The sequence below is a fragment of the Pseudomonas syringae group sp. 247E2 genome (assembly GCF_032587795.1).
In the GTDB taxonomy this organism is placed as follows: Bacteria; Pseudomonadota; Gammaproteobacteria; order Pseudomonadales; family Pseudomonadaceae; genus Aquipseudomonas; species Aquipseudomonas amygdali.
In genome coordinates this window covers 52,040-70,676 of sequence record NZ_JAWHPK010000011.1, presented here as the reverse complement: position 1 = coordinate 70,676, position 18,637 = coordinate 52,040, and the positions used below count along the sequence as shown (strand labels likewise).

Below are 18,637 nucleotides of genomic sequence, written 5' to 3'. Positions count from 1 at the left end.
TCACGACGCTCTGCGTCGCAAGTTCTGCGCTGTACAGGTCAATTCAAGGAGGACGCAGGGCGCGCAGAAGGGCATGCCCACGCGAAGCATGGGCACGATGGTGTTCTTGCAGTCTGCGCTGCACAGGTCAATTCAAGGAGGACGCAGAGCGTCCAGAACGGCATGCCCACGCGGAGCATGGGCACGATGGTGTTCTTGCGGTCTGCGCTGCACAGGTCAATTCAAGGAGGACGCAGGGCACGCAGAAGGGCATGCCCACGCGAAGCATGGGCACGATGGTGTGTTCCCGCACGCCTCTCGGCTGGCGGGCCTTAGTGCAGCTTCATCCGTGGCTCGGTGCCTTTGCCGATCTTGCTGCCCAGCATCAGCATCAGGGTGCGGAAGGTGCCGTACAGCGCCATCTGGTGCATGCGATACAGCGACACATAGAACATCCGCGCCAGCCAGCCTTCAAGCATTACGCTGCCCATCAGGTTACCCATCAGATTGCCGACTGCCGAGAAGCTCGACAGCGAGATCAGCGATCCGTAGTCCTTGTAGGTGTACTCCGGCAAGGTCTTGCCTTCGATCCGCAGGCGCAGCGATTTTGCCAGCAACGACGCCTGCTGATGAGCAGCCTGAGCGCGTGGCGGGACGTTGCGGTCGGTGCCTTTTTGCGGGCAGGCGGCGCAGTCACCGAAGGCGAAAATATTCTCGTCACGGGTGGTTTGCAGCGTCGGCAGCACTTGCAACTGATTGATCCGGTTGCTCTCCAGCCCATCCAGCTCATGCAGAAACGCCGGAGCACGAATACCTGCCGCCCAGACTTTCAAACTGGCCGGAATGACCTGCCCGCTGGCCGTGATCAAGCCGTCGGCGGTCACTTCGCTCACCGCGGCATTGGTCAGCACCGTCACGCCAAGTTTTTCCAGTGTCTTGTGCACCGGCGCGCCGATACGCTCTGGCAATGCAGGCAGCACCCGAGGCCCGGCTTCGATCACGGTAATGCGCAGGTTTTCCGGCTTGATCTGGCCCAGCCCGTAAGCCGCCAGCTCGTGCGCCGCGTTGTGCAGTTCTGCCGCCAGTTCAACACCAGTCGCACCTGCGCCAACGATGGCCACGGTGATTTCCTGAGCACTGTCAGCCTGACCGGCGTGGGCGCGCAGGTAGTGGTTGAGCAGTTGCTGGTGGAAACGCTCGGCCTGTTTGCGGCTGTCGAGAAACAGGCAATGTTCCGCCGCGCCCGTGGTGCCGAAGTCGTTGGTGGTGCTGCCCACGGCGATGACCAGCGAGTCGTAACCCAGGCTGCGTGCCGGAACCAGTTCGGCACCGTTTTCATCCAGCGTCTCGGCCAGGTGAATCTGGCGACTGGCGCGATCCAGCCCGGTCATGCGCCCGAGCTGAAACTGAAAGTTGTTCCACTTGGCCTGAGCCACGTAGTTCAGCTCGTCTTCATACGAGTTGAGCGAGCCGGCCGCGACCTCGTGCAACAGCGGTTTCCAGATATGCGTCAGGTTGGCGTCGACCAGGGTGACACTGGCCGTACCTTTCTTGCCCAGGGTTTTACCCAGGCTGGTCGCCAGCTCCAGACCGCCAGCGCCGCCGCCAACGATAACAATACGATGCGTCATAAGGATTACTCGGAAGGTTTAAGGAATTCGCGGGGAGCCTGATCTTCGCGAGCGCAAGGCAGCTCATAGCGTCAGAAGGCTCAATAAACGGGTTCATCACGGCAACACCGGGATCAGGAGCGGCCTGCGCTCGACTGGATGCCGGTTTGCCTGAAGGTACTCTTCGACACACCTTTGCGGTTCCGGGTTCAGGTGGCGGCTCAATTTATGCGTTGTCTCAAGCGTGCTGACGGGCAGGGGGCCAGGGATCAGTGATTTCCAGCGGCTCTACCTGCAACACATCGTCCAGGCGGATGATGCCGCTTTGTAACACTCGCGCAGTGATTCCGCCATGCCCACGCACCGCCTGAAAGGTTCCGCGACCAAGGCGCTGCTCCAGACGCGCACAAGGCTGGCACCAGCCAGTGGTTTCAAAAATCGCCTGGCCGATGCGAAAGCGTCGGTTTTTCAGGCTGAACAGGTTGATGCCGCTGATCACCAGGTTGCGTCGCAAGTCCTGCGGCACGATGGGGTTATCCGCCGCGCGGTTCAGTAATGAACCGACCACCGCCAGATGCTCCCACTGGATCAACGTCACCTGCCGGGCGTTGCGCGGACCAGGTCGCGAATGATCGCCGGTCAGCCCCGCTTCGCGCCGCGCTTCCACCGCGTCCAGTTCGATCATCTCGACCCGCGACTCCGGACGCACACCAATCCAGCGCACACGGCCTTGTTGAGGCACATCGGCCAGCAGTTCCTGCAAGGGGCTCATAAACTGATTCCAACATCGAAAACGACACTGCGGCCCAGGTTGGTACGCAGAAAATCCGGAGCGCCCGGATGCGCGAACAATACCCGAGCAAAGGTCGGCCCCACCAGCGACAACGAACGCCAGCCCTGACGCAGGTACTCGGTCGGTGGTGGAAAGTGACTGTTGAGGTCCAGCACCTCGCGCTTGAGGCTGGCGAAGGCGATGATATCCAGCCCACCCAGGTCAATGCCGCGTTCGCGATAATTGGTGGATTTCTTGCGCAGGGTAGGGGCGAGTCGGTGCAGCAGTTCAGAGGCGGGAATCCGTTTGGGCTTGGCCTCTCGACGTACCAGTTGGCTCAACGAAAAAGCGCTACGTCGTCGCGCCAGCTCCTCACGCCACTCATCATTGAGACGACGGCCCTCATCGAGCACAAAAAACACCTCGAAACGCCCGTCACGAAACAGCACATCCGGCGGCTCCTGAGTGGCAGGCGTGAAGTCCTCGTTGCGATGCGCAATGTTCAGCCCCTGCAACAGGCGCTGACAAACCCAACGCTCACGCTCCCACTTCCGCGCATTGGAAAGAAAGGCGTTGGCTTGTTCGGCCTGGATCGTCAACAGGCGTAGGTAGTCTGAGTCATCCATAGGGCCAAGCTTAGCGTTCAAGTTGCCATGACTGGAAGAGTGAATGCAGGTGTGTAGGCTGGCAATTCATTTTTTGATCGCTTGCGAAAAATGCCCGCAGGCGCTGCTTTTATCGAGGCTCTTCAGGACAAGCCAAAAGGCGTTCTGAGATCACGCCACACGGTGTTCGTCGCTGACATCCAGAAAATGCCATCCATCGCCAAGACGTTCGCCATTCCCAAAATGCGCGATTACAGCTATCGCGTCATGCTTGATCGAGAGGTGCGCATCGTGCCGCAGTACGCAGGCGATGACGATAAAGGGCTGTGGTTACAGTTGCGCGACGGGCAGTTGGTCAGTCAGCCGCCTAAAGCTTTTCTGTACGGCGCCGAAGGCATGAAAAGCCAGTCAAATGGTACTCAGAATATGCATTCAGGAATTGGATATTGAACGCTAATGCACTCTTCGCCGGACTTTTATTTTTTTGTCTTTCAGAGGGCGTATTGGCATCAATGCAAAAAGGCCTGGATGCGTACAGTCAAGGACTGTATAAGCACGCATTTTCTCTCTTCCAGAAGGAGGCTGCCAAGGGTAATGCTGAGGCCGAGTACTACATCGGGTTGCAGTATGAGGAGGGGAAAGGTGTATCCAAAGATACGCTAAAGGCCTTTGAGAATATCTCTGCCGCCGCACAACAGCGGCTGGTGCTGGCTCAGTACAGGTTAGGTTTTTTTTATGAAAACGGTATTGGCACAGCTGTAAATCTATCAAAGGCTGCTGACCTTTATAAGGTCGCTGCGGAGCAAGGTTTACCTGCTGCACAGTCCCGATACGCACTTATGCTTGGCGAAGGAAGAGGCGTAGAAAAAGATGAAGCGTCAGCGGTTGGCTTCATACAGCGTGCCGCTGACAGTGGTGATGCCGAGGCGTTGAATATTCTGGGCGTGGGGTATATCGAAGCTCGTGGTGTCGACCTTGATGCGGTCAAAGGTTTTCGTTTTCTTAAATTGGCAGCCGAGAAAGGCGATCTCCTGGCGCAACGAAACCTTGCTAAAAGCCTCGCGGAAGGAACGGGTGTCGAGAAAGATGAGCATGAGGCATTTAAATGGTATGAGAAATCTGCTGAGGGAAACGACCCTATCGGTCAACTGGCGCTGTGCCAAGCCTATGAGTATGGCAAAGGTGTAGATCAGAACTATGAGAGCGCCCTTGCTTGGTACCGGCGCAGCGCTTCAACTGGCTATGCCCCTGCGCAGTATAAGATTGGATATTTTTATAGCGTTGGCAAAGGGACAGCGACGGACTACAAAGAGGCTCGTTATTGGCTTAGGCTCTCAGCTACTCAAGGGCTTGCCGTTGCGCAGGCTGATCTGGCAAGTCTTTTTGAATCAGGCCGTGGCGGTGCTGTTGATAACGCCACAGCTGCAAAGTGGTATCGATTGGCTGCGGCTCAAAGTATGCCTCGTGCGCAGTATCAACTTGCGCTCATGTTAAAAGAGGGGCGTGGTGTTGAGCGTAACTATGCAGAAGCGCTGCTGTATTTTCGTGCGCTCTCCGCGGAGCGCATTGCCTATGCGGAAAACGAGTTAGGCAACATGTACAAACACGGCTATGGTGTTCCCCAGGATTACTCGAAAGCTATGGACTGGTACTGGAAAGCGGCAGGACAGGATGACGACGTCGCTTTCGCGAACATTAGCCTGATTTATGAGAAAGGTCTGGGTGTTTCGAGAAATCCAGTGATTAGCTATGCCTTGATGAAGTGCGCGTCTAGCATAAACCCTGACAGCGAAGTCTACAAAGATGCGATAGATAAGGTTGCGCAGGAGATGAATTCCGGAAAGGCTGTGGATGGAGACAGACTTTCGCACGAGATTTGTAGAAACAAGAGCGTTGGCTGTCGATAACTATCTGAAATAAGAATTTTTGCACAGCTTGTTAACGATTTGGAAAACGCGTCATCCTGCTCTGAAAAAAAGGCGGGGTGGTGAAGGTAAAATTATCCTGAAGCAGGAACCTGGCAGTGTTTATTTTGGGTTTGGCGGTTTATGTGTTGGGCGGTATAGGTCTCTATTATTTTACCGATCATTTAACAGCTGCCGGTGAGGTGATGGATGCCACGTATGTCTGGATTTATCTTGACGCGGGAGTTCGAATATCGACCTATCAGTTTACTTGCTTTGGCTGGTCGACAGTATGCCACGCTTGTTGGATGGCACTTTTCTCGCCAAAGGGTGTGGTGTGGGTAGGCAGTATGAGATTTTCAAACGTCGTTTATTTGTTTTTTAGAATGCTCGGTTATTTGTTTTTCTGTCTTTTTATTCTGGCGATTGTTGGAGTGGGGGTTGCCAAGAGGCCATTTTCTGACTTTCATCAATTCTTTTCCATACTGGTTCCCTGTCTTTTGCTGGGAGGCTGGGTTTGGTCTGCACGAGATTTTCTGATTGCGGTTTCTGGGCTCAGGAAAATGAGCGTCAGGTGAATATACCCTTGAGAGGTTGACCACAGCCGCTTGGAGTCAGGCGACTGTGAGGCAGCCTTCGTGAGTAATGCGGATCGCCGCCGCGGTCACTCCGACACCCGTTGGACAGAAGCAGAGTTGCCTGCGCATTGAGGGCTATCAATGCCCCCGGTGCGGAGCCTCCAGATCACCCGAGAACAATTCATCCTCAGCATCCGGGCTCACCGGAATCGCATGCTCTTCAGAAGCCCAGGCTCCCAGGTCGATCAGTTTGCAGCGCTCGGAGCAAAACGGGCGGCTCGGGCTGGCGGCGCTCCATTCCACCGGGGCATCGCAGGTTGGGCATTGGACGGTCATTGGTTGGCTCATGATTGGCCTCCACGCAAAGTAAGGTAAAAGTGGTGCAGCCGCTCGACTTCGCTGTTCAGCCAGGCGTGATCGCGGTCATTGACCAGCACATCGTTGGCATGGCGCAAACGGTCTTCACGCTGGATCTGCACCTTGAGAATGGTTTCGACCTGCTCCTGGCTGGAACTGTCGCGCAGCATCGTGCGCTCTATTTGCAGGTGTGCCGGAGTATCAATAACCAGCAGGCGCTGCACCATCCGGGATTGTCCGGATTCGATCAGCAGCGGCGAAACCAGAATGGCATACGGCGATTTGGCCTTGGACAGATGGCTGACGATTTCCTGATTGATCAACGGATGCAGCAATGCTTCCAGCCAGCGTCGCTGCTCCGGGTTTTCAAAGATCAGCTTGCGCAGCGCGCCGCGATTCAGCTCGCCGCTGGCCTGCAATACGCCTTTACCGAAGTGCGCGGCTATCTGCTCCAGCGCTGGACGCCCTGGCTCGACCACCCAGCGGGCGGCGTGGTCGGCATCCACAGTATCGATGCCAAGGTTGGTAAAGCACTGCGCCGCTGCGCTTTTACCGCTACCAATGCCGCCAGTCAGGCCAAGAATCCAGGGTTTTTGATCAGGGTGAGTCATCTGAAACCGGCAAACTGCATGTAAGAGTCGGTTATTTGACCACCCCAGAGCAAAGCGATCCACCCCGCAATGGCCAGATAAGGACCAAAGGGGATCGGCGTACCGCTTTCGACCCCGCGCACACGCATCATGATCACCCCGAGCACCGCGCCCACCAGCGATGACAGCAGGATGGTCAACGGCAAAATCTGCCAGCCGCCCCATGCGCCAAGCATGGCCAGCAACTTGAAGTCGCCATAACCCATGCCTTCCTTGCCGGTCACCAGCTTGAACAGCCAGAACACCGACCACAGCGCCAGATACCCGGCCACTGCACCCCACAGCGCATCGTTCAGCGAGTTGAATAGCCCGAAGGCGTTGATGATCAGGCCCAGCCACAGCAGTGGCAGCACCAGAGAGTCAGGCAACAACTGGTGATCGGCATCGATCAGACTCATCGCCAGCAGGCCCCAGCTCAACACCAGCATCGCCGCTGCCTGCCAGCCGAAGCCGAAATGCCAGGCGACGTAGGCCGACAACACTGCGCAGGTCAGCTCGACCATTGGGTAGCGCATGCTGATGGGGGCTTTGCATTGTGAGCATTTACCGCGCAGCAGCAGATAGCTGATCAGCGGCAGGTTTTCCCTCGGGCGGATCTTGTGCGCGCAGTGCGGGCAACTGGAGCGGGGGCGGTTCAGGTTGAAGGCAGGCTGATCAGGTTCGGCGGGCAGGCCGAGCATTTCACGGGATTGGGCTTTCCAGTCGCGCTCCATCATTTTGGGGAGGCGGTAGACGACTACGTTGAGGAAGCTTCCGACGATGAGGCCGAGTAGGCAGCAGGTAATGACGAAGGCCAGCGGTGAGCTGGCCAGGAGATCGAGGAGGGGCATGTCAGACGACGTTTCCGAGTTTGAAAATGGGGAGGTACATGGCGATAACAAGGCCGCCGACGATGACACCCAGCACAGCCATGATCATCGGTTCCATCAGGCTGGTCAGATTGTCGACCATGTTGTCGACTTCATCCTCGTAGTAGGTAGCAACTTTATCGAGCATGCTGTCCAAAGCACCGGACTCTTCACCTATCGCCGTCATCTGAATTGCCAGGCTTGGAAAAACACCGGTCGATCGCATCGAAAAATTCAACTGCATGCCTGTGGAAACGTCTTGTTTTACCTTGTTTACAGCATTTCTGAAAACAACATTGCCGGTAGCGCCGGCAACTGAGTCAAGTGCCTCGACCAGAGGGACGCCTGCTGCGAATGTTGTTGCAAGTGTCCGCGCGTACCGAGCTACGGAAGACTTGAAGATAAGCGGTCCAATGATCGGTACTTTCAGTAGAAACCGATCAATATTGTCGCGAAACTTTTGAGACTGCTTATAAGCTCGTTTGAACAAAAAAGCGCCTACGAAAAACAGACCAACTATTGCTAACCACCATTTCTGTACGATATCTGATAAGCCGATTACCATGAGAGTAAATGCGGGTAGCTCTGCGCCAAAACCTGCAAAAACTGACTGAAACTGCGGCACCACTTTGATGAGCAAAATACCTGACACGATAATTGCGACGATCAACACAGCAATAGGGTATGTCATGGCTTTTTTGATTTTTGCTTTGAGCTTTTCAGTCTTTTCCTTGTAGCTAGCGACGCGGTCCAAGAGACTCTCGAGTGCACCTGCTTGCTCGCCCGCATCGACCAAATTACAAAACAGGTCATCGAAGTATTCTGGTTTTTGCCGAAGAGCCGTGGCAAAGCTGTTGCCGGCCGACACCTCCTGCTTGAGTGAGCCAACCAGTGCACGCATATTCGGGTTTTCAGCGCCCTCACTAATAATGTCAAACGACTGCAGCAGTGGCACACCGGCTTTCATCATCGTAGCCATCTGCCGAGAAAAGAACGCGATATCCAACGGCTTGATCTTCTTGCCCTTGCCGAAAATGGATACGGCCTTCTTGCGCACCTTGGTCGGATTAATGCCTTGCTTGCGCAGTTGGGCCTTTACGAGTGCGAGGTTATGGCCGCTCAGTTCCCCACTGGTTTTGGTGCCTTTTTTGTCAACGCCTTCCCACGTGTAAACGATGACTTTGACTGCCTTGCTGGCCATGTTTAATCCTTGGTCACGCGGTTGACTTCTTCAAGGCTGGTGATGCCCTGCATAGCTTTTGACAGGCCTGAAGTTCGCAGGTCATTGAAGCCGTCCTTGCGCATCTGCCTGGAAATCTCCAGTGAGTTGCCTTCTTCCATGATGATGCGCTCCAGTTCTGGTGTTTTCCTGACTACTTCGTAAATGCCGACCCTGCCCCTGTAGCCGCCGTTGCACTGCTCACATCCCACTGGCCCATAGATTTTGAAAGTGCCAATCTTTGCTTCCGGAAAGCCTTCCTGGATCAGTGTCTCGCGAGGAATATCCAGTTCTTTCTTGCAGTGGCTACACAGCTTACGTGCCAGTCGCTGCGCAATAATCAGGTTGATTGCTGTAGCAATGTTGAACGCCGCAACGCCCATATGATGCAGTCGTGTCAGCGTTTCCGCAGCGCTGTTGGTGTGCAGTGTGGAAAGCACCATATGGCCGGTCTGCGATGCCTTGATGGCGATTTCGGCGGTTTCCAGATCTCGTATCTCACCGACCATAATTACGTCGGGATCTTGACGCAGGAATGCGCGCAATGCCTGAGAAAAGTCCAGTCCCTGACGCGGGTTGACGTTGACCTGATTAATGCCTTCCAGGTTGATTTCTACCGGGTCTTCAGCCGTGGAAATGTTGATGTCCACAGTGTTGAGAATATTCAGGCCGGTATACAGGGAAACCGTTTTGCCCGAGCCCGTGGGCCCGGTTACAAGAATCATACCTTGCGGCTGCTTCAGCGCCTCCAGGTACAGCGCTTTTTGTTCTGGCTCGTAGCCCAGAGCATCAATGCCCATCTGCGCACTGGTCGGATCAAGGATCCGCATCACGATCTTCTCGCCCCATAACGTGGGCAAGGTATTCATACGAAAATCGATGGCTTTGGTTTTGGACACCCTTAACTTGACGCGTCCGTCCTGTGGTTTACGCCGTTCCGAGATATCCAGGCTAGCCATGACTTTCAAGCGCGCGGCAATACGATTGGCCAGGTGAATGGGAGGTCTGGCGACTTCATGCAGGATGCCGTCAGTGCGCAAGCGCACACGGAAAATCTTTTCATAGGGCTCGAAGTGCAGGTCGGATGACCCTAGCCGGATAGCGTCCATCAGCATCTTGTTGACGAATCGCACCACTGGAGCATCGTCAGCGTCATTCTGACTAGCTAGAGAGGTTTCCTTGCCATCGGCCGGTTCGATGTCCAGACCCAGATCGACATCTTCCAGATTGCCCAGACCGCTATCACTGTCAAAAAAGCGATCTATAGCAATAGTCAGCTTGTCATCTTCGACCAGAATCGCTTCGGTGTTCAGGCCAGTGCTGAACTGAATATCAGTCACCGCCTGATGATTGGTCGGGTCCGAAATCCCGATAAACAGTTTATTGCCGCGCCGCCACAGTGGCAGTGCGTGATGTTGTCGAACCAGCTTTTCACTCACCAGGCCTTTAGGCTGGCTTTCTTTGTCCAGACTGGCGAGGTCCATGAATGGCACGCCAAACTGGTCGGAAGCCATCTCTGCCAGTGTCAGACTTTTGACCAGTTTGTTCTGAACCAGATAGCTCACCAACGAAATCTTGTCGCGGCGCGCCTGTTGATACGCTTGCTGCGCAACAGATTCAGTAAGCAGCTCGGCGAGGACCAATTGTTTGGCCAAGCCAGTGAGGACAGCATCAGTCATAAAACCACCAGACACAGACAATGGGTGGGTTATAGCGCAGTCGGGCTGTGCTGCCAAATGGCAGAGGGAGATGTGACGAAAATTGTCAGTTTCTGCGGATTTCGAAGCGTCAGTCGCAGCTAATAGACGGCGTTGGCAATATCAGCTGCCGCAAATAGGTTTTGGCACGACCTGTGCTTTCACGCTCCCAAGGCACCACCTAATTGACGCCTCGGAGAAGTACATATGAAAGCACAGAAAGGTTTTACACTGATCGAGCTTATGATCGTTGTCGCGATCGTTGGTATTCTGGCAGCAGTGGCGATACCGCAGTATCGCGATTACACAATGAGAGCTCGTTTTTCTGAAGTGGTTTCTGTTGCAAATGCATATCAGTCGGCAGTCGCGCTGTGTGCTCAAACCCTCGGTACGCGCGTTGGGTGCAGCTTGAACACGAATGGTATCCCGGATACACAGGCGACCACTCATGTAACAAGTGTTGGCGTAGTTGATGGTGTCATAACTGTTACTCCTACTGCTACGACGAGTGCTGCATCCACTCTGATCCTCACTCCGACTATAGGTGCAAGTCAAATCACTTGGTCAAGAGCTGGCAGCGGATGCTTGGCTGCACATGATCCTGCTCCTATCCTGTGTACGCTCTAATCTAGAGGTTATTTCGTAGGCTCAAACTGAACTGAGACCGCTTGATCTGCCGAAAAACAGGTGGTTTGAGAGAGCAATTAGTAAGTTTGAGCTTGTGTATATTGCAGAATCGAAGAAAAACGAAAAAGCCCGATCATAACTGCTCGGGCTTTTTCGTTTTGAACGTTACCGTTAACGCATTTTCGTCCCTACCTCGCCACCCCATCAACCCGCGCCCGCCCCTTAAACCTCCTCCTCACCCCGACCACAACCATCACCACCAGCAACCCCACCACCACAAAAAAGATCGTATTAAAAACCGGAAACGGCTGATCGCGACTCGTCACCGCCTCAACCTCTGTCACGTTGGGAAACATCGACAGGATCGTTATGCGCCAGCCGTAATAACGAATCAGCGCCAATTGCTGGGCATCTCGCGAGTAGCCTTGGGCTTTGGCCTGGATGTCGGCGGAGTCGAATTTGAAGTACCACGGGAAGCTCCAGCCGGTGTCTTCGTTGCGGTAGACCACGACTTTCTTGGTGTCCGGGTCTTCGGTGTTGATGAAGTACACGTCGCGGGTCGGGCCGTCTGCCGGGTTTTCGGCGTTGATGACGCCGTCGGCGTCCATTCTTTTGACTTCCACGCCGGTGATCATCACGACATCATGGCGCGGCAGGACGTAATAAAGGCTTAATGCGCCGATCCCGAGTGCCACGAATACCACAAGCCAAATCGACCTTCTCAGCCACTTCATACCAGCGTCCTCTGTTTAAAATTGCGTGACTTTGCCCTAATCCGAACATTTCGAAGCAAAACAGTTATTACAAAATTCGACAAGGCCGTTGCAGATGGCGTTGTCTTCCGGAGATTTACATGATTTGGTTCCTTGAAGGGCAGTCCAGCCAGCGTGAAGTGATCATGGGCGCGCGCGATGCGCTGCCTGCGTCGGTGCAGATTATCGCCTCGCATCGCCAGCAGCGCTCCGAAATTACCGGGCAGGCCCATCTGGCACTGCAAGAGCCTGTCGATAATGAAGAGCGTATCGACTGGGTGCTGGAGACCGCTCGTTCGCTGGGCGTCCGGACTATTGTCGCCGGGCGTATAGGCAGCTTTTACGAAGCGCAGCGTGCACGTTTTGTTGCCGAAGGTTTGGACCTCGTCACGGGCGGAACGTCCCAGCAGACCTTCATGGATGTCGATGACAAGAGCCGCTTCACGGCTGCGGCCGAGGCGGCGGGTCTGGCGTGCATTCCGGGAATCGCCGCGAGCAGCGCCGAGGAGTTGCAGGCGGCTTACGATTCGTTGTCGGTATCTGGCGAGGTCTGTATCAAACCGGTGGTCGGGATTTACGGGCGGGGCTTCTGGCGCTTCAAGGCCGATGTCGACGATTTTCGCTGTTTCGCCAATCCGGATGCGCGTGAAACGACTTTTCAGGCGTACCTTAACGCTTACCGTCAGGCCGAGGACGTTCCGGCGATGCTGTTGATGCCGTATATGCCCGGCAGTGAATGCTCGGTGGACATGGTCTGTGAACACGGCAAGGCGGTTGCCTTTGTCGGGCGGCGCAAGGTAGGGCTGAATCAGACCTTCGAGCGTGACAGCGAGGCGGTGCAACTGGCGGTGCGCGCAGCGGAGCATTTTGCCTGCGACGGGCTGATCAATGTACAGACCCGTGACGACGCTGACGGCAAGCCGCGTTTGCTGGAAATCAACCCGCGTTACTCCGGCGGGATCGGTTATACGCGTGAAACCGGCGTCAACCTGCCGGGTATTTTTGCGACACGCCGTCTCGGCTTGAAAGAACCGGAAACACATTGGCTTGAGGATATCCGCGTGAAGGCCATCACGGTCGCTGTACGGGCCACGGTTTGATCGGGATAATAGATTTTTGCTATCACTAATCGCTCTTATCAGGGAGGATCGGGCATGAAGCTTCTTGCGCCAGGTGCAAACACTGCTTTAGCTAACGCTCACTGCACCTGGAACCTGGAGAGCGGTAAGTCTTCGGTTTTTGGTGAGTATGCTGCCGTCGCCTTGCTTGCGGTCAACGACAAGCGCCAGCCCATGGGCGACCCGGCGCTGCTGCATCATGAACAGAGCTGGATGGAGTGGAGCGGCGGCCCTCAGGATGTTGGCTGTATGCTCAGGCTGGACAGGCTTCCGGCGGGCAGTGATCGCGTGTTGTTGATGGTTTACGTATATGCAGCCATGGGGCCGGTCCGTGACGTTTCCAGCCTGCATCTCAAAGTGGATGCCGACATCGAGCATCGGCTGGATCTGCGCGATAACGGCGAAGCGGCGATCATCATCGGCGAGTTCTACAAGCGCAATGAACAGTGGAAATTCCGCGCGCTGAGCGAAGGCTCGGCGTATGGGCTGTCGGCGTTTGGGCGCAAGATTGGCCTGGACGTTGATGACCGTCACCCGCGCCACCCGTCTGGTGGCTCCGGTGGCGGGCCTCGGCATGAGTCGGCGACCGGCACGGCGTTTGTGGTCGGCCCGGCGCACGTCATGACCTGTGCGCATGTCATCGAAGACATGGGCGTGTTCTACATCACTTCACTGGAGGGCCGTTACAAGGCCGAGCCGGTGGTGATCGACCGTCGCAACGACATCGCGCTGCTGCGAGTGCAGGGCGCGCCGCCGTTGTCTCCGGTTACATTCCGGGACGGGCAGGGCTGTGAGCCGGGTGATACCGTAGCGGTCCTGGGTTACCCGTTGGCGTCCATTTCCGGTGGCGGGCTGCAGGTGACGCAGGGCGGAATCTCCGGTCTGTTCGGCCTGCACAATGACGCCAGCCTGTTTCAGTTCACGGCACCGATTCAGCCAGGGTCCAGTGGCAGCCCGCTGTTCGACAACGGTGGCGCGGTGATCGGCATGGTGACGTCCACCGTGCCGGACGGGCAAAACATGAACTTCGCAGTGAAGTCCGCACTGCTGCTGTCCTTTCTGCAGGCATGCCGTATCGATGCGCCGCATGCCCGCCCGGAAAGGTCGTACACCACCACAGAAATCTCACGCGCCGCACAGTCATCGTTATGGCTCGTTGAAGCTTCTCGCCAATGACGTCGGTGTTGCCTGCTCAAGTGGCAGGCGTCTGGGGCTGCGGCCCCGTTACTCAGGAATTTATCAATGGACAGCAGCGCAGCTTTTTCCAACTCTACAAAGCTTCGTGCTGACCTGCTTCGTGGTCGTCTCGACGTCAGCGTCGATTCGTCCACTATTGCCCCGGATTCTCTGTTCGGCTTCGCTGAACGGCGCAACCCCAAGCGTGCATTTCTGTTCGTGTCCCGGGTGCTTGGGCGTCATATTCCCGCGCGTCCGGGCGTGATGCTGAAAAGTTTTCAGGACCTGGCGCACAAGATTCCGGCAGACCTGCCCGGCCCGGTGCTCGTCATCGGCATGGCCGAAACCGCAGTCGGTCTCGGTGCCGGCGTGCACCGTGCCTACAGCGCAACGCGATCTGATGCCTTGTATCTGGTCAGCACGCGTCATCCTACCGGCAGCGAGCTGTTCGCCCGCTTTGAAGAAGAGCACAGCCACGCCAGCGCTCACCTTATCCATCTGCCTGTCGATCCGGCGCTACGCGAGATGATGCTCGGCGCACGTTCGCTGGTGCTGGTCGATGACGAGGCGTCGACGGGCAAGACCTTCATTAATCTCCATCAGGCGCTGGTCGAGGCCGGGCTCAGCAACATCGAGCGGGTGGTGACGTGTGTGCTTACCGACTGGTCGGCAGGTGCAGTCAGCACGTCGATGGGCGCAGTGGCCGAGCAGGTCTCGCTGTTGCAGGGCTCGTACTCTTTCGATGAAGACGTGAGCGCGCCATTGCCGGATATGCCTGAGGTTGGCACCGTCGCAATGGGCAACTGGCCGCTGGTAACCGCCAATGACTGGGGGCGGATGGGCGTGTTGTCGGTTGCCGATACGCTGGCGCCAGGGCTTACCGTGCAAAAGGGTGAACGCGTTCTGGTGGTGGGCACCAGCGAGTTCGTCTGGCGGCCGTTTCTGCTGGCCGAGCGTCTGGAAAAAGCCGGTGCCGATGTGCATTTCAGCTCTACCAGCCGTTCACCGATTGCACTGGGGCATGCCATCGACCATGCGCTGTCGTTCTCCGACAACTATGGCCTGGGCATTCCCAACTTCCTGTACAACGTGCGGCCGGGTCAGTTTGACCGGGTGCTGATCTGCACCGAAACCCCAAGGCAGGCCGTACCCGCCGAGCTTATCGAAGCGCTGAACGCCGAGGTTATCTGCGATGAGTAACGACCGCCCGCTGATCTTCGTCGATCTGGACGACACACTCTTCCAGACCGCCCGCAAAACGCCCGCGAACATTGAAAAACATGTCGCAACGCTGGATATCAGCGGTAACGCCAATGGCTACATGACCAACGTGCAGAAGTCCTTCGCGCACTGGCTGCTGGCGCATTCCGATGTGGTGCCGGTGACGGCGCGCAGTGTCGAGGCCTACAGCCGGGTCAAACTTCCGTTCACCGCAGGCGCGATCTGTTCGCACGGCGGTGTGATGCTCGATGTCATGGGGCGGCTGGACCAGGACTGGAACGAGCAGATGAAAAATACCCTGGCCAGCTATCAATCGCGGTTGCATGAATTGTCTGCCGCCACACTGGCGATTGGTCATGAGCTGGGCTTTTCACTGCGCGGCTGGGTGGTTGAAGAGGCGCAGCTGTTTCATTACGTGGTGACAAAGCATAACGAGAGCGATGACAGCGTGCTCAGCAAGGTGCTGGCCGAAGTGCAGGCCCGCGGCCTGCTTGACGGCATGCACATCCACGGCAATGGCAACAACCTGGCCTTTCTGCCCGAGGGGCTGGCCAAGCGTTACGCGGTTCAGGAGTGGCTGAGGCGCGACAAGGCCATCAATGGCGAACGCCCGGTGCTCGGTTTTGGCGACAGCATTACCGACCTGGGTTTCATGGACGAGTGCCACTGGTGGGCGACACCCGCCCGCAGTCAGTTGGCGAAAATGTTTGTCGGAGCAGAGCATGAGTGATCCCGTTCACGGGCTCGATACGGTAGGCAGTGGCAGTTATCTGTACGACGACGTGCATTTTCTGCTGCGCAGCGTTGCGATGCAGACCACCAGCGTGGTGGAGAAGGAGCGCCTGATCCAGACACGCCAGAAGCACTACTCGGAAATGATCAGCGAGGAGTCGCCTCCCAGCGCCGCTCACAAGGCGTTGTATGAGCGGGCGCTCAGTCAGAACGGTTTGCGCATGGCCGATGACGTGCAAGCTCTGGCGCAGGCGCTTGACCGCGAATGCACCGGCGCTGAAATCGTTCTGGTGTCTTTCGTGCGTGCCGGTTTGCCGCTGGGTGTGTTGTTGCGTCGGGCGCTGATCGATCTGCACCGCGAAGCGCATCACTACGGCATCAGTATTGTTCGTGATCGCGGCATCGATAAAGTCGCGCTGGAGGCCATCATTCTGGCCCACGGCGCGCAAAACATCGTGTTTGTCGACGGCTGGACCGGCAAGGGCGCAATTTCGGGTGAAATCCGTCGCAGTCTGGCAGGTGACACGCGCTTCCCTGAACAGCCACGACTGGTAGTGCTGGCCGATCCCTGCGGCAGTGCCTGGCTGGCGGCGTCGGCAGAAGACTGGGTGATTCCGTCCGGTATTCTTGGCGCGACCGTGTCCGGGCTGGTGTCGCGCTCTATCTGGCCGACGGACGGCGGGCTGCATGGTTGTGTGGTTTACGAGCAGTTGCAGGGCCACGACGTCACGCAGTCTTTTATTGAATACATCGACAGCCAGCGTCGTCAAAACGGTTCTACGCTCACGCTGACACCCTGGACGCTGACTCAGCGAGCCGGACTCAAGTACGCCGCATCGCAGGTGGTCGACCGCTTGGCCGAGCGCTTTGATATCACTAACTTCAATCGCATCAAACCGGGCATTGCCGAAGCCACTCGCGCGGTCATGCGCCGTGTTCCAGACCATGTGCTGGTACGCAATCGGGCGGACAGCGATGTGCAATTGCTGCTGCACCTGACCGAAAAAGCGGGGATTCCCGTTGAAGAAGTCGGCGATGTGCTGGGGCCTTATCGGGCAGTGACCATCATTCGGAGTCTGAGCTAATGGCCTTATTTTCGCCTTATGCGTTGGGGGCAACGCTGTACATGCCCGCCACCCGCGATGACATCGTCGATGTGGTGTTCGGTGAAAAGATTCCCGAACTGCGTTCGCTGGTCGTGTGCCTGGAAGATGCGGTAGCGCTGATTGATGTCGATACAGCGCTGGTCAACCTTCGCCAGGTGCTGACCCGCATTCAGGACCGTGGCGGCCGCCCGGCCAACGGTCCGCTGTTGTTCGTTCGTCCGAGAGATGCCGCGATGGCGCGGATTCTCAATGACTGGCCGCTGATGGCGCACATTGATGGGTTCGTTGTCCCCAAGCTTTCGCTGAAAAGTCTGACGAGTTGGGAGCAGTCCGTTACCAACCCGGCACTGGCGTTGATGCCTACACTGGAAACGCCGGAAGTGTTCGATCCGACGGCAATGGTCGAGCTTGGGCAAGCGCTGAAAGCCAGTCTGTACGAGCGGATCATTGCGTTACGTATCGGTGGCAATGACCTGATGGGCTGTCTGGGGCTGCGCCGCAACCCGGCCATGACGCTGTATTCGACGCCCATGGGCTATGTGATCCCGATGCTGGCAGGAGTGATGGGTTCGCAGGGTTTTGCACTCACAGCGCCGGTGTTCGAGCAACTGGCCACACCTGACATTCTGGAACATGAACTGGCGCTGGATATTACCAATGGGTTGGTCGGTAAAACGGCAATTCACCCCTCGCAGGTCAATATCATTCAGAATGCACTACGCGTCAGTCTGGAGGACATGAACTCCGCCCGGATGATTTTGAACTCTGTGGCCCCCGCAGTGTTCAAGTACAACGATGCGATGTGTGAACCGGCTACCCATTACAAATGGGCAACCCACATCATGGAGCGCGCCAAATGGCATGGAGTGTTATCCGCACCCGCTTCGATCATGGATGCCAGCATTCGACTCGCTGAGGCAGTTAGCTAGATGATAGAACCTGACCTTGAAACCGTAGAACCTGATCTTGAACCTGTAGGACCTGATCTTGAAATCGAAGTGGAACAACGCCTGCTGGCTGTTTTCGATTTCGACGGAACCATCACCCGGCACGACAGCTTTGTGCCTTTTCTCAAGTTCGCCTTTGGGCAACGTGCCTTTTCCGTGCGCATGGCCCGCCTGGTGCTGCCGAGCATCGGCTATCTCGCCAAGCGTGTGACCCGCGACGAACTGAAGGGGCGCTTGATCAAGGCGTTTCTCAGCGGCGTTGAAGTGCAATGGCTGCAGCAAAAGGCCGAGGCGTTCTGCCAGTCGCACTGGAGCCGCCTGATGCGCCCGGCTGCGCTGGAGTCCATCGCCGCCGAAATCGACAAGGGCGCCATTGTCACGCTTTGTTCAGCATCGCCTGCTATGGTTCTGCAACCCTTCGCTGATCGCTTGAAAGTAGAGCTGATCGGCACCAATCTGGAAGTCATCGACGGCAAACTGACTGGATTGATCGAAGGCAGCAACTGTCGTTGCGATTCGAAAGTCGCACGCCTTGAAAGTGTTTATGGGCCGCTCACGCAGTTCCGGGTTCGTGCCTGGGGCGACACGCGTGGTGATCACGAATTGCTCGCCGCTGCTCAGGATGCGCACTGGCGTCTGTTCCATCCGACGTGGCGTCGAGGCCGTTATAAAGGCCCCGTTAACGCCAAGTTACACAATCCTGATGGCAAAGATGGGCCAACACGGTAAGGCTGTAACA

20 protein-coding genes and 1 pseudogene are annotated in these 18,637 nt (G+C 56.6%); 11 read left to right on the top strand and 10 right to left on the bottom strand.

What is annotated here, in order from left to right; genetic code table 11:
• Positions 1 to 311: 311 nt before the first annotated feature.
• The 4 genes from RYC18_RS13380 to RYC18_RS13365 all read right to left on the bottom strand — a co-directional run bounded on the left by RYC18_RS13380 (position 312) and on the right by RYC18_RS13365 (position 2,987).
• On the bottom strand, positions 312 to 1,610 hold the full coding sequence (locus RYC18_RS13380) for an NAD(P)/FAD-dependent oxidoreductase (RefSeq protein WP_011167718.1): 1,299 nt from the start codon (positions 1,608 to 1,610) through the stop codon (positions 312 to 314).
• Between the two features lie 96 nt (positions 1,611 to 1,706).
• The gene (locus RYC18_RS13375; RefSeq protein ID WP_080164415.1) at positions 1,707 to 1,814 is read right to left on the bottom strand and encodes a DUF3094 family protein; all 108 of its coding nucleotides are present in this window, start codon (positions 1,812 to 1,814) and stop codon (positions 1,707 to 1,709) included.
• 13 nt (positions 1,815 to 1,827) lie between these two features.
• On the bottom strand, positions 1,828 to 2,361 hold the full coding sequence (locus RYC18_RS13370; RefSeq protein WP_316886229.1) for an MOSC domain-containing protein: 534 nt from the start codon (positions 2,359 to 2,361) through the stop codon (positions 1,828 to 1,830).
• Positions 2,358 to 2,987 (bottom strand): DUF1780 domain-containing protein, encoded by a 630-nt coding sequence (locus tag RYC18_RS13365; RefSeq protein WP_003430735.1) that lies wholly within the window; start codon positions 2,985 to 2,987, stop codon positions 2,358 to 2,360. The genes RYC18_RS13370 and RYC18_RS13365 overlap by 4 nt, the downstream gene beginning before the upstream one ends.
• Before the next feature lie 114 nt (positions 2,988 to 3,101).
• Between RYC18_RS13365 and RYC18_RS13360 the strand changes: the two are divergent.
• The 3 genes and pseudogenes from RYC18_RS13360 to RYC18_RS13350 form a co-directional block, all read left to right on the top strand.
• A pseudogene (locus RYC18_RS13360) lies at positions 3,102 to 3,416 on the top strand (hypothetical protein); the annotation flags it as partial.
• Positions 3,413 to 4,873 carry a tetratricopeptide repeat protein gene (locus RYC18_RS13355; protein ID WP_316886228.1) on the top strand — a complete coding sequence of 487 codons (1,461 nt, stop codon included), beginning with the start codon at positions 3,413 to 3,415 and terminating at the stop codon, positions 4,871 to 4,873. The pseudogene RYC18_RS13360 and the gene RYC18_RS13355, both read left to right, overlap by 4 nt.
• 116 nt (positions 4,874 to 4,989) lie before the next feature.
• Complete coding sequence (locus RYC18_RS13350) at positions 4,990 to 5,448, top strand: hypothetical protein (protein WP_316886227.1); 459 nt, start codon at positions 4,990 to 4,992, stop codon at positions 5,446 to 5,448.
• A 138-nt stretch (positions 5,449 to 5,586) separates the two neighbouring features.
• Here RYC18_RS13350 and yacG read toward each other — a convergent pair whose 3' ends face one another.
• The 5 genes from yacG to pilB are packed head-to-tail and all read right to left on the bottom strand — an operon-like array spanning position 5,587 to position 10,201.
• Complete coding sequence (yacG, locus tag RYC18_RS13345) at positions 5,587 to 5,796, bottom strand: DNA gyrase inhibitor YacG (protein WP_002552020.1); 210 nt, start codon at positions 5,794 to 5,796, stop codon at positions 5,587 to 5,589.
• Positions 5,793 to 6,416 carry a dephospho-CoA kinase gene (gene coaE, locus RYC18_RS13340; RefSeq protein WP_316886226.1) on the bottom strand — a complete coding sequence of 208 codons (624 nt, stop codon included), beginning with the start codon at positions 6,414 to 6,416 and terminating at the stop codon, positions 5,793 to 5,795. Before coaE ends, yacG begins: the two co-directional genes overlap by 4 nt.
• On the bottom strand, positions 6,413 to 7,285 hold the full coding sequence (locus RYC18_RS13335; protein ID WP_316886225.1) for an A24 family peptidase: 873 nt from the start codon (positions 7,283 to 7,285) through the stop codon (positions 6,413 to 6,415). Before RYC18_RS13335 ends, coaE begins: the two co-directional genes overlap by 4 nt.
• A 1-nt stretch (position 7,286) precedes the next feature.
• Positions 7,287 to 8,504: a type II secretion system F family protein gene (locus RYC18_RS13330; RefSeq protein ID WP_057401680.1), complete on the bottom strand. Its 1,218-nt coding sequence runs from the start codon at positions 8,502 to 8,504 to the stop codon at positions 7,287 to 7,289.
• 2 nt (positions 8,505 to 8,506) lie between these two features.
• Positions 8,507 to 10,201 carry a type IV-A pilus assembly ATPase PilB gene (gene pilB / locus RYC18_RS13325; protein ID WP_057401681.1) on the bottom strand — a complete coding sequence of 565 codons (1,695 nt, stop codon included), beginning with the start codon at positions 10,199 to 10,201 and terminating at the stop codon, positions 8,507 to 8,509.
• 225 nt (positions 10,202 to 10,426) lie between these two features.
• Between pilB and RYC18_RS13320 the strand changes: the two genes are divergently transcribed.
• Positions 10,427 to 10,846: a prepilin-type N-terminal cleavage/methylation domain-containing protein gene (locus RYC18_RS13320; RefSeq protein ID WP_316886224.1), complete on the top strand. Its 420-nt coding sequence runs from the start codon at positions 10,427 to 10,429 to the stop codon at positions 10,844 to 10,846.
• 188 nt (positions 10,847 to 11,034) lie between these two features.
• Here RYC18_RS13320 and RYC18_RS13315 read toward each other — a convergent pair whose 3' ends face one another.
• Positions 11,035 to 11,580, bottom strand: coding sequence for a DUF1523 family protein (locus tag RYC18_RS13315; protein WP_316886223.1), 546 nt, complete (start codon positions 11,578 to 11,580; stop codon positions 11,035 to 11,037).
• 119 nt (positions 11,581 to 11,699) lie between these two features.
• On the opposite strand from RYC18_RS13315, the gene RYC18_RS13310 reads away from it, so the two are divergent.
• The 7 genes from RYC18_RS13310 to RYC18_RS13280 all read left to right on the top strand — a co-directional run bounded on the left by RYC18_RS13310 (position 11,700) and on the right by RYC18_RS13280 (position 18,627).
• Complete coding sequence (locus RYC18_RS13310) at positions 11,700 to 12,698, top strand: ATP-grasp domain-containing protein (protein WP_005732338.1); 999 nt, start codon at positions 11,700 to 11,702, stop codon at positions 12,696 to 12,698.
• 54 nt (positions 12,699 to 12,752) lie between these two features.
• Positions 12,753 to 13,892, top strand: a complete 1,140-nt coding sequence (locus RYC18_RS13305; RefSeq protein WP_316886222.1) for a trypsin-like peptidase domain-containing protein — start codon at positions 12,753 to 12,755, stop codon at positions 13,890 to 13,892.
• Between the two features lie 66 nt (positions 13,893 to 13,958).
• Positions 13,959 to 15,092, top strand: coding sequence for a phosphoribosyltransferase domain-containing protein (locus RYC18_RS13300; protein ID WP_316886221.1), 1,134 nt, complete (start codon positions 13,959 to 13,961; stop codon positions 15,090 to 15,092).
• Positions 15,085 to 15,843 carry a hypothetical protein gene (locus RYC18_RS13295; protein ID WP_002552030.1) on the top strand — a complete coding sequence of 253 codons (759 nt, stop codon included), beginning with the start codon at positions 15,085 to 15,087 and terminating at the stop codon, positions 15,841 to 15,843. The genes RYC18_RS13300 and RYC18_RS13295 overlap by 8 nt, the downstream gene beginning before the upstream one ends.
• Positions 15,836 to 16,930, top strand: a complete 1,095-nt coding sequence (locus tag RYC18_RS13290) for a cysteine protease StiP family protein (protein ID WP_316886220.1) — start codon at positions 15,836 to 15,838, stop codon at positions 16,928 to 16,930. The genes RYC18_RS13295 and RYC18_RS13290 overlap by 8 nt, the downstream gene beginning before the upstream one ends.
• Positions 16,930 to 17,880, top strand: a complete 951-nt coding sequence (locus RYC18_RS13285) for an HpcH/HpaI aldolase/citrate lyase family protein (protein ID WP_004658653.1) — start codon at positions 16,930 to 16,932, stop codon at positions 17,878 to 17,880. The genes RYC18_RS13290 and RYC18_RS13285 overlap by 1 nt, the downstream gene beginning before the upstream one ends.
• Entirely contained in the window at positions 17,881 to 18,627 is a 747-nt protein-coding gene (locus RYC18_RS13280) for an HAD-IB family hydrolase (RefSeq protein ID WP_054077612.1), read from the top strand.
• Positions 18,628 to 18,637 lie beyond the last annotated feature (10 nt).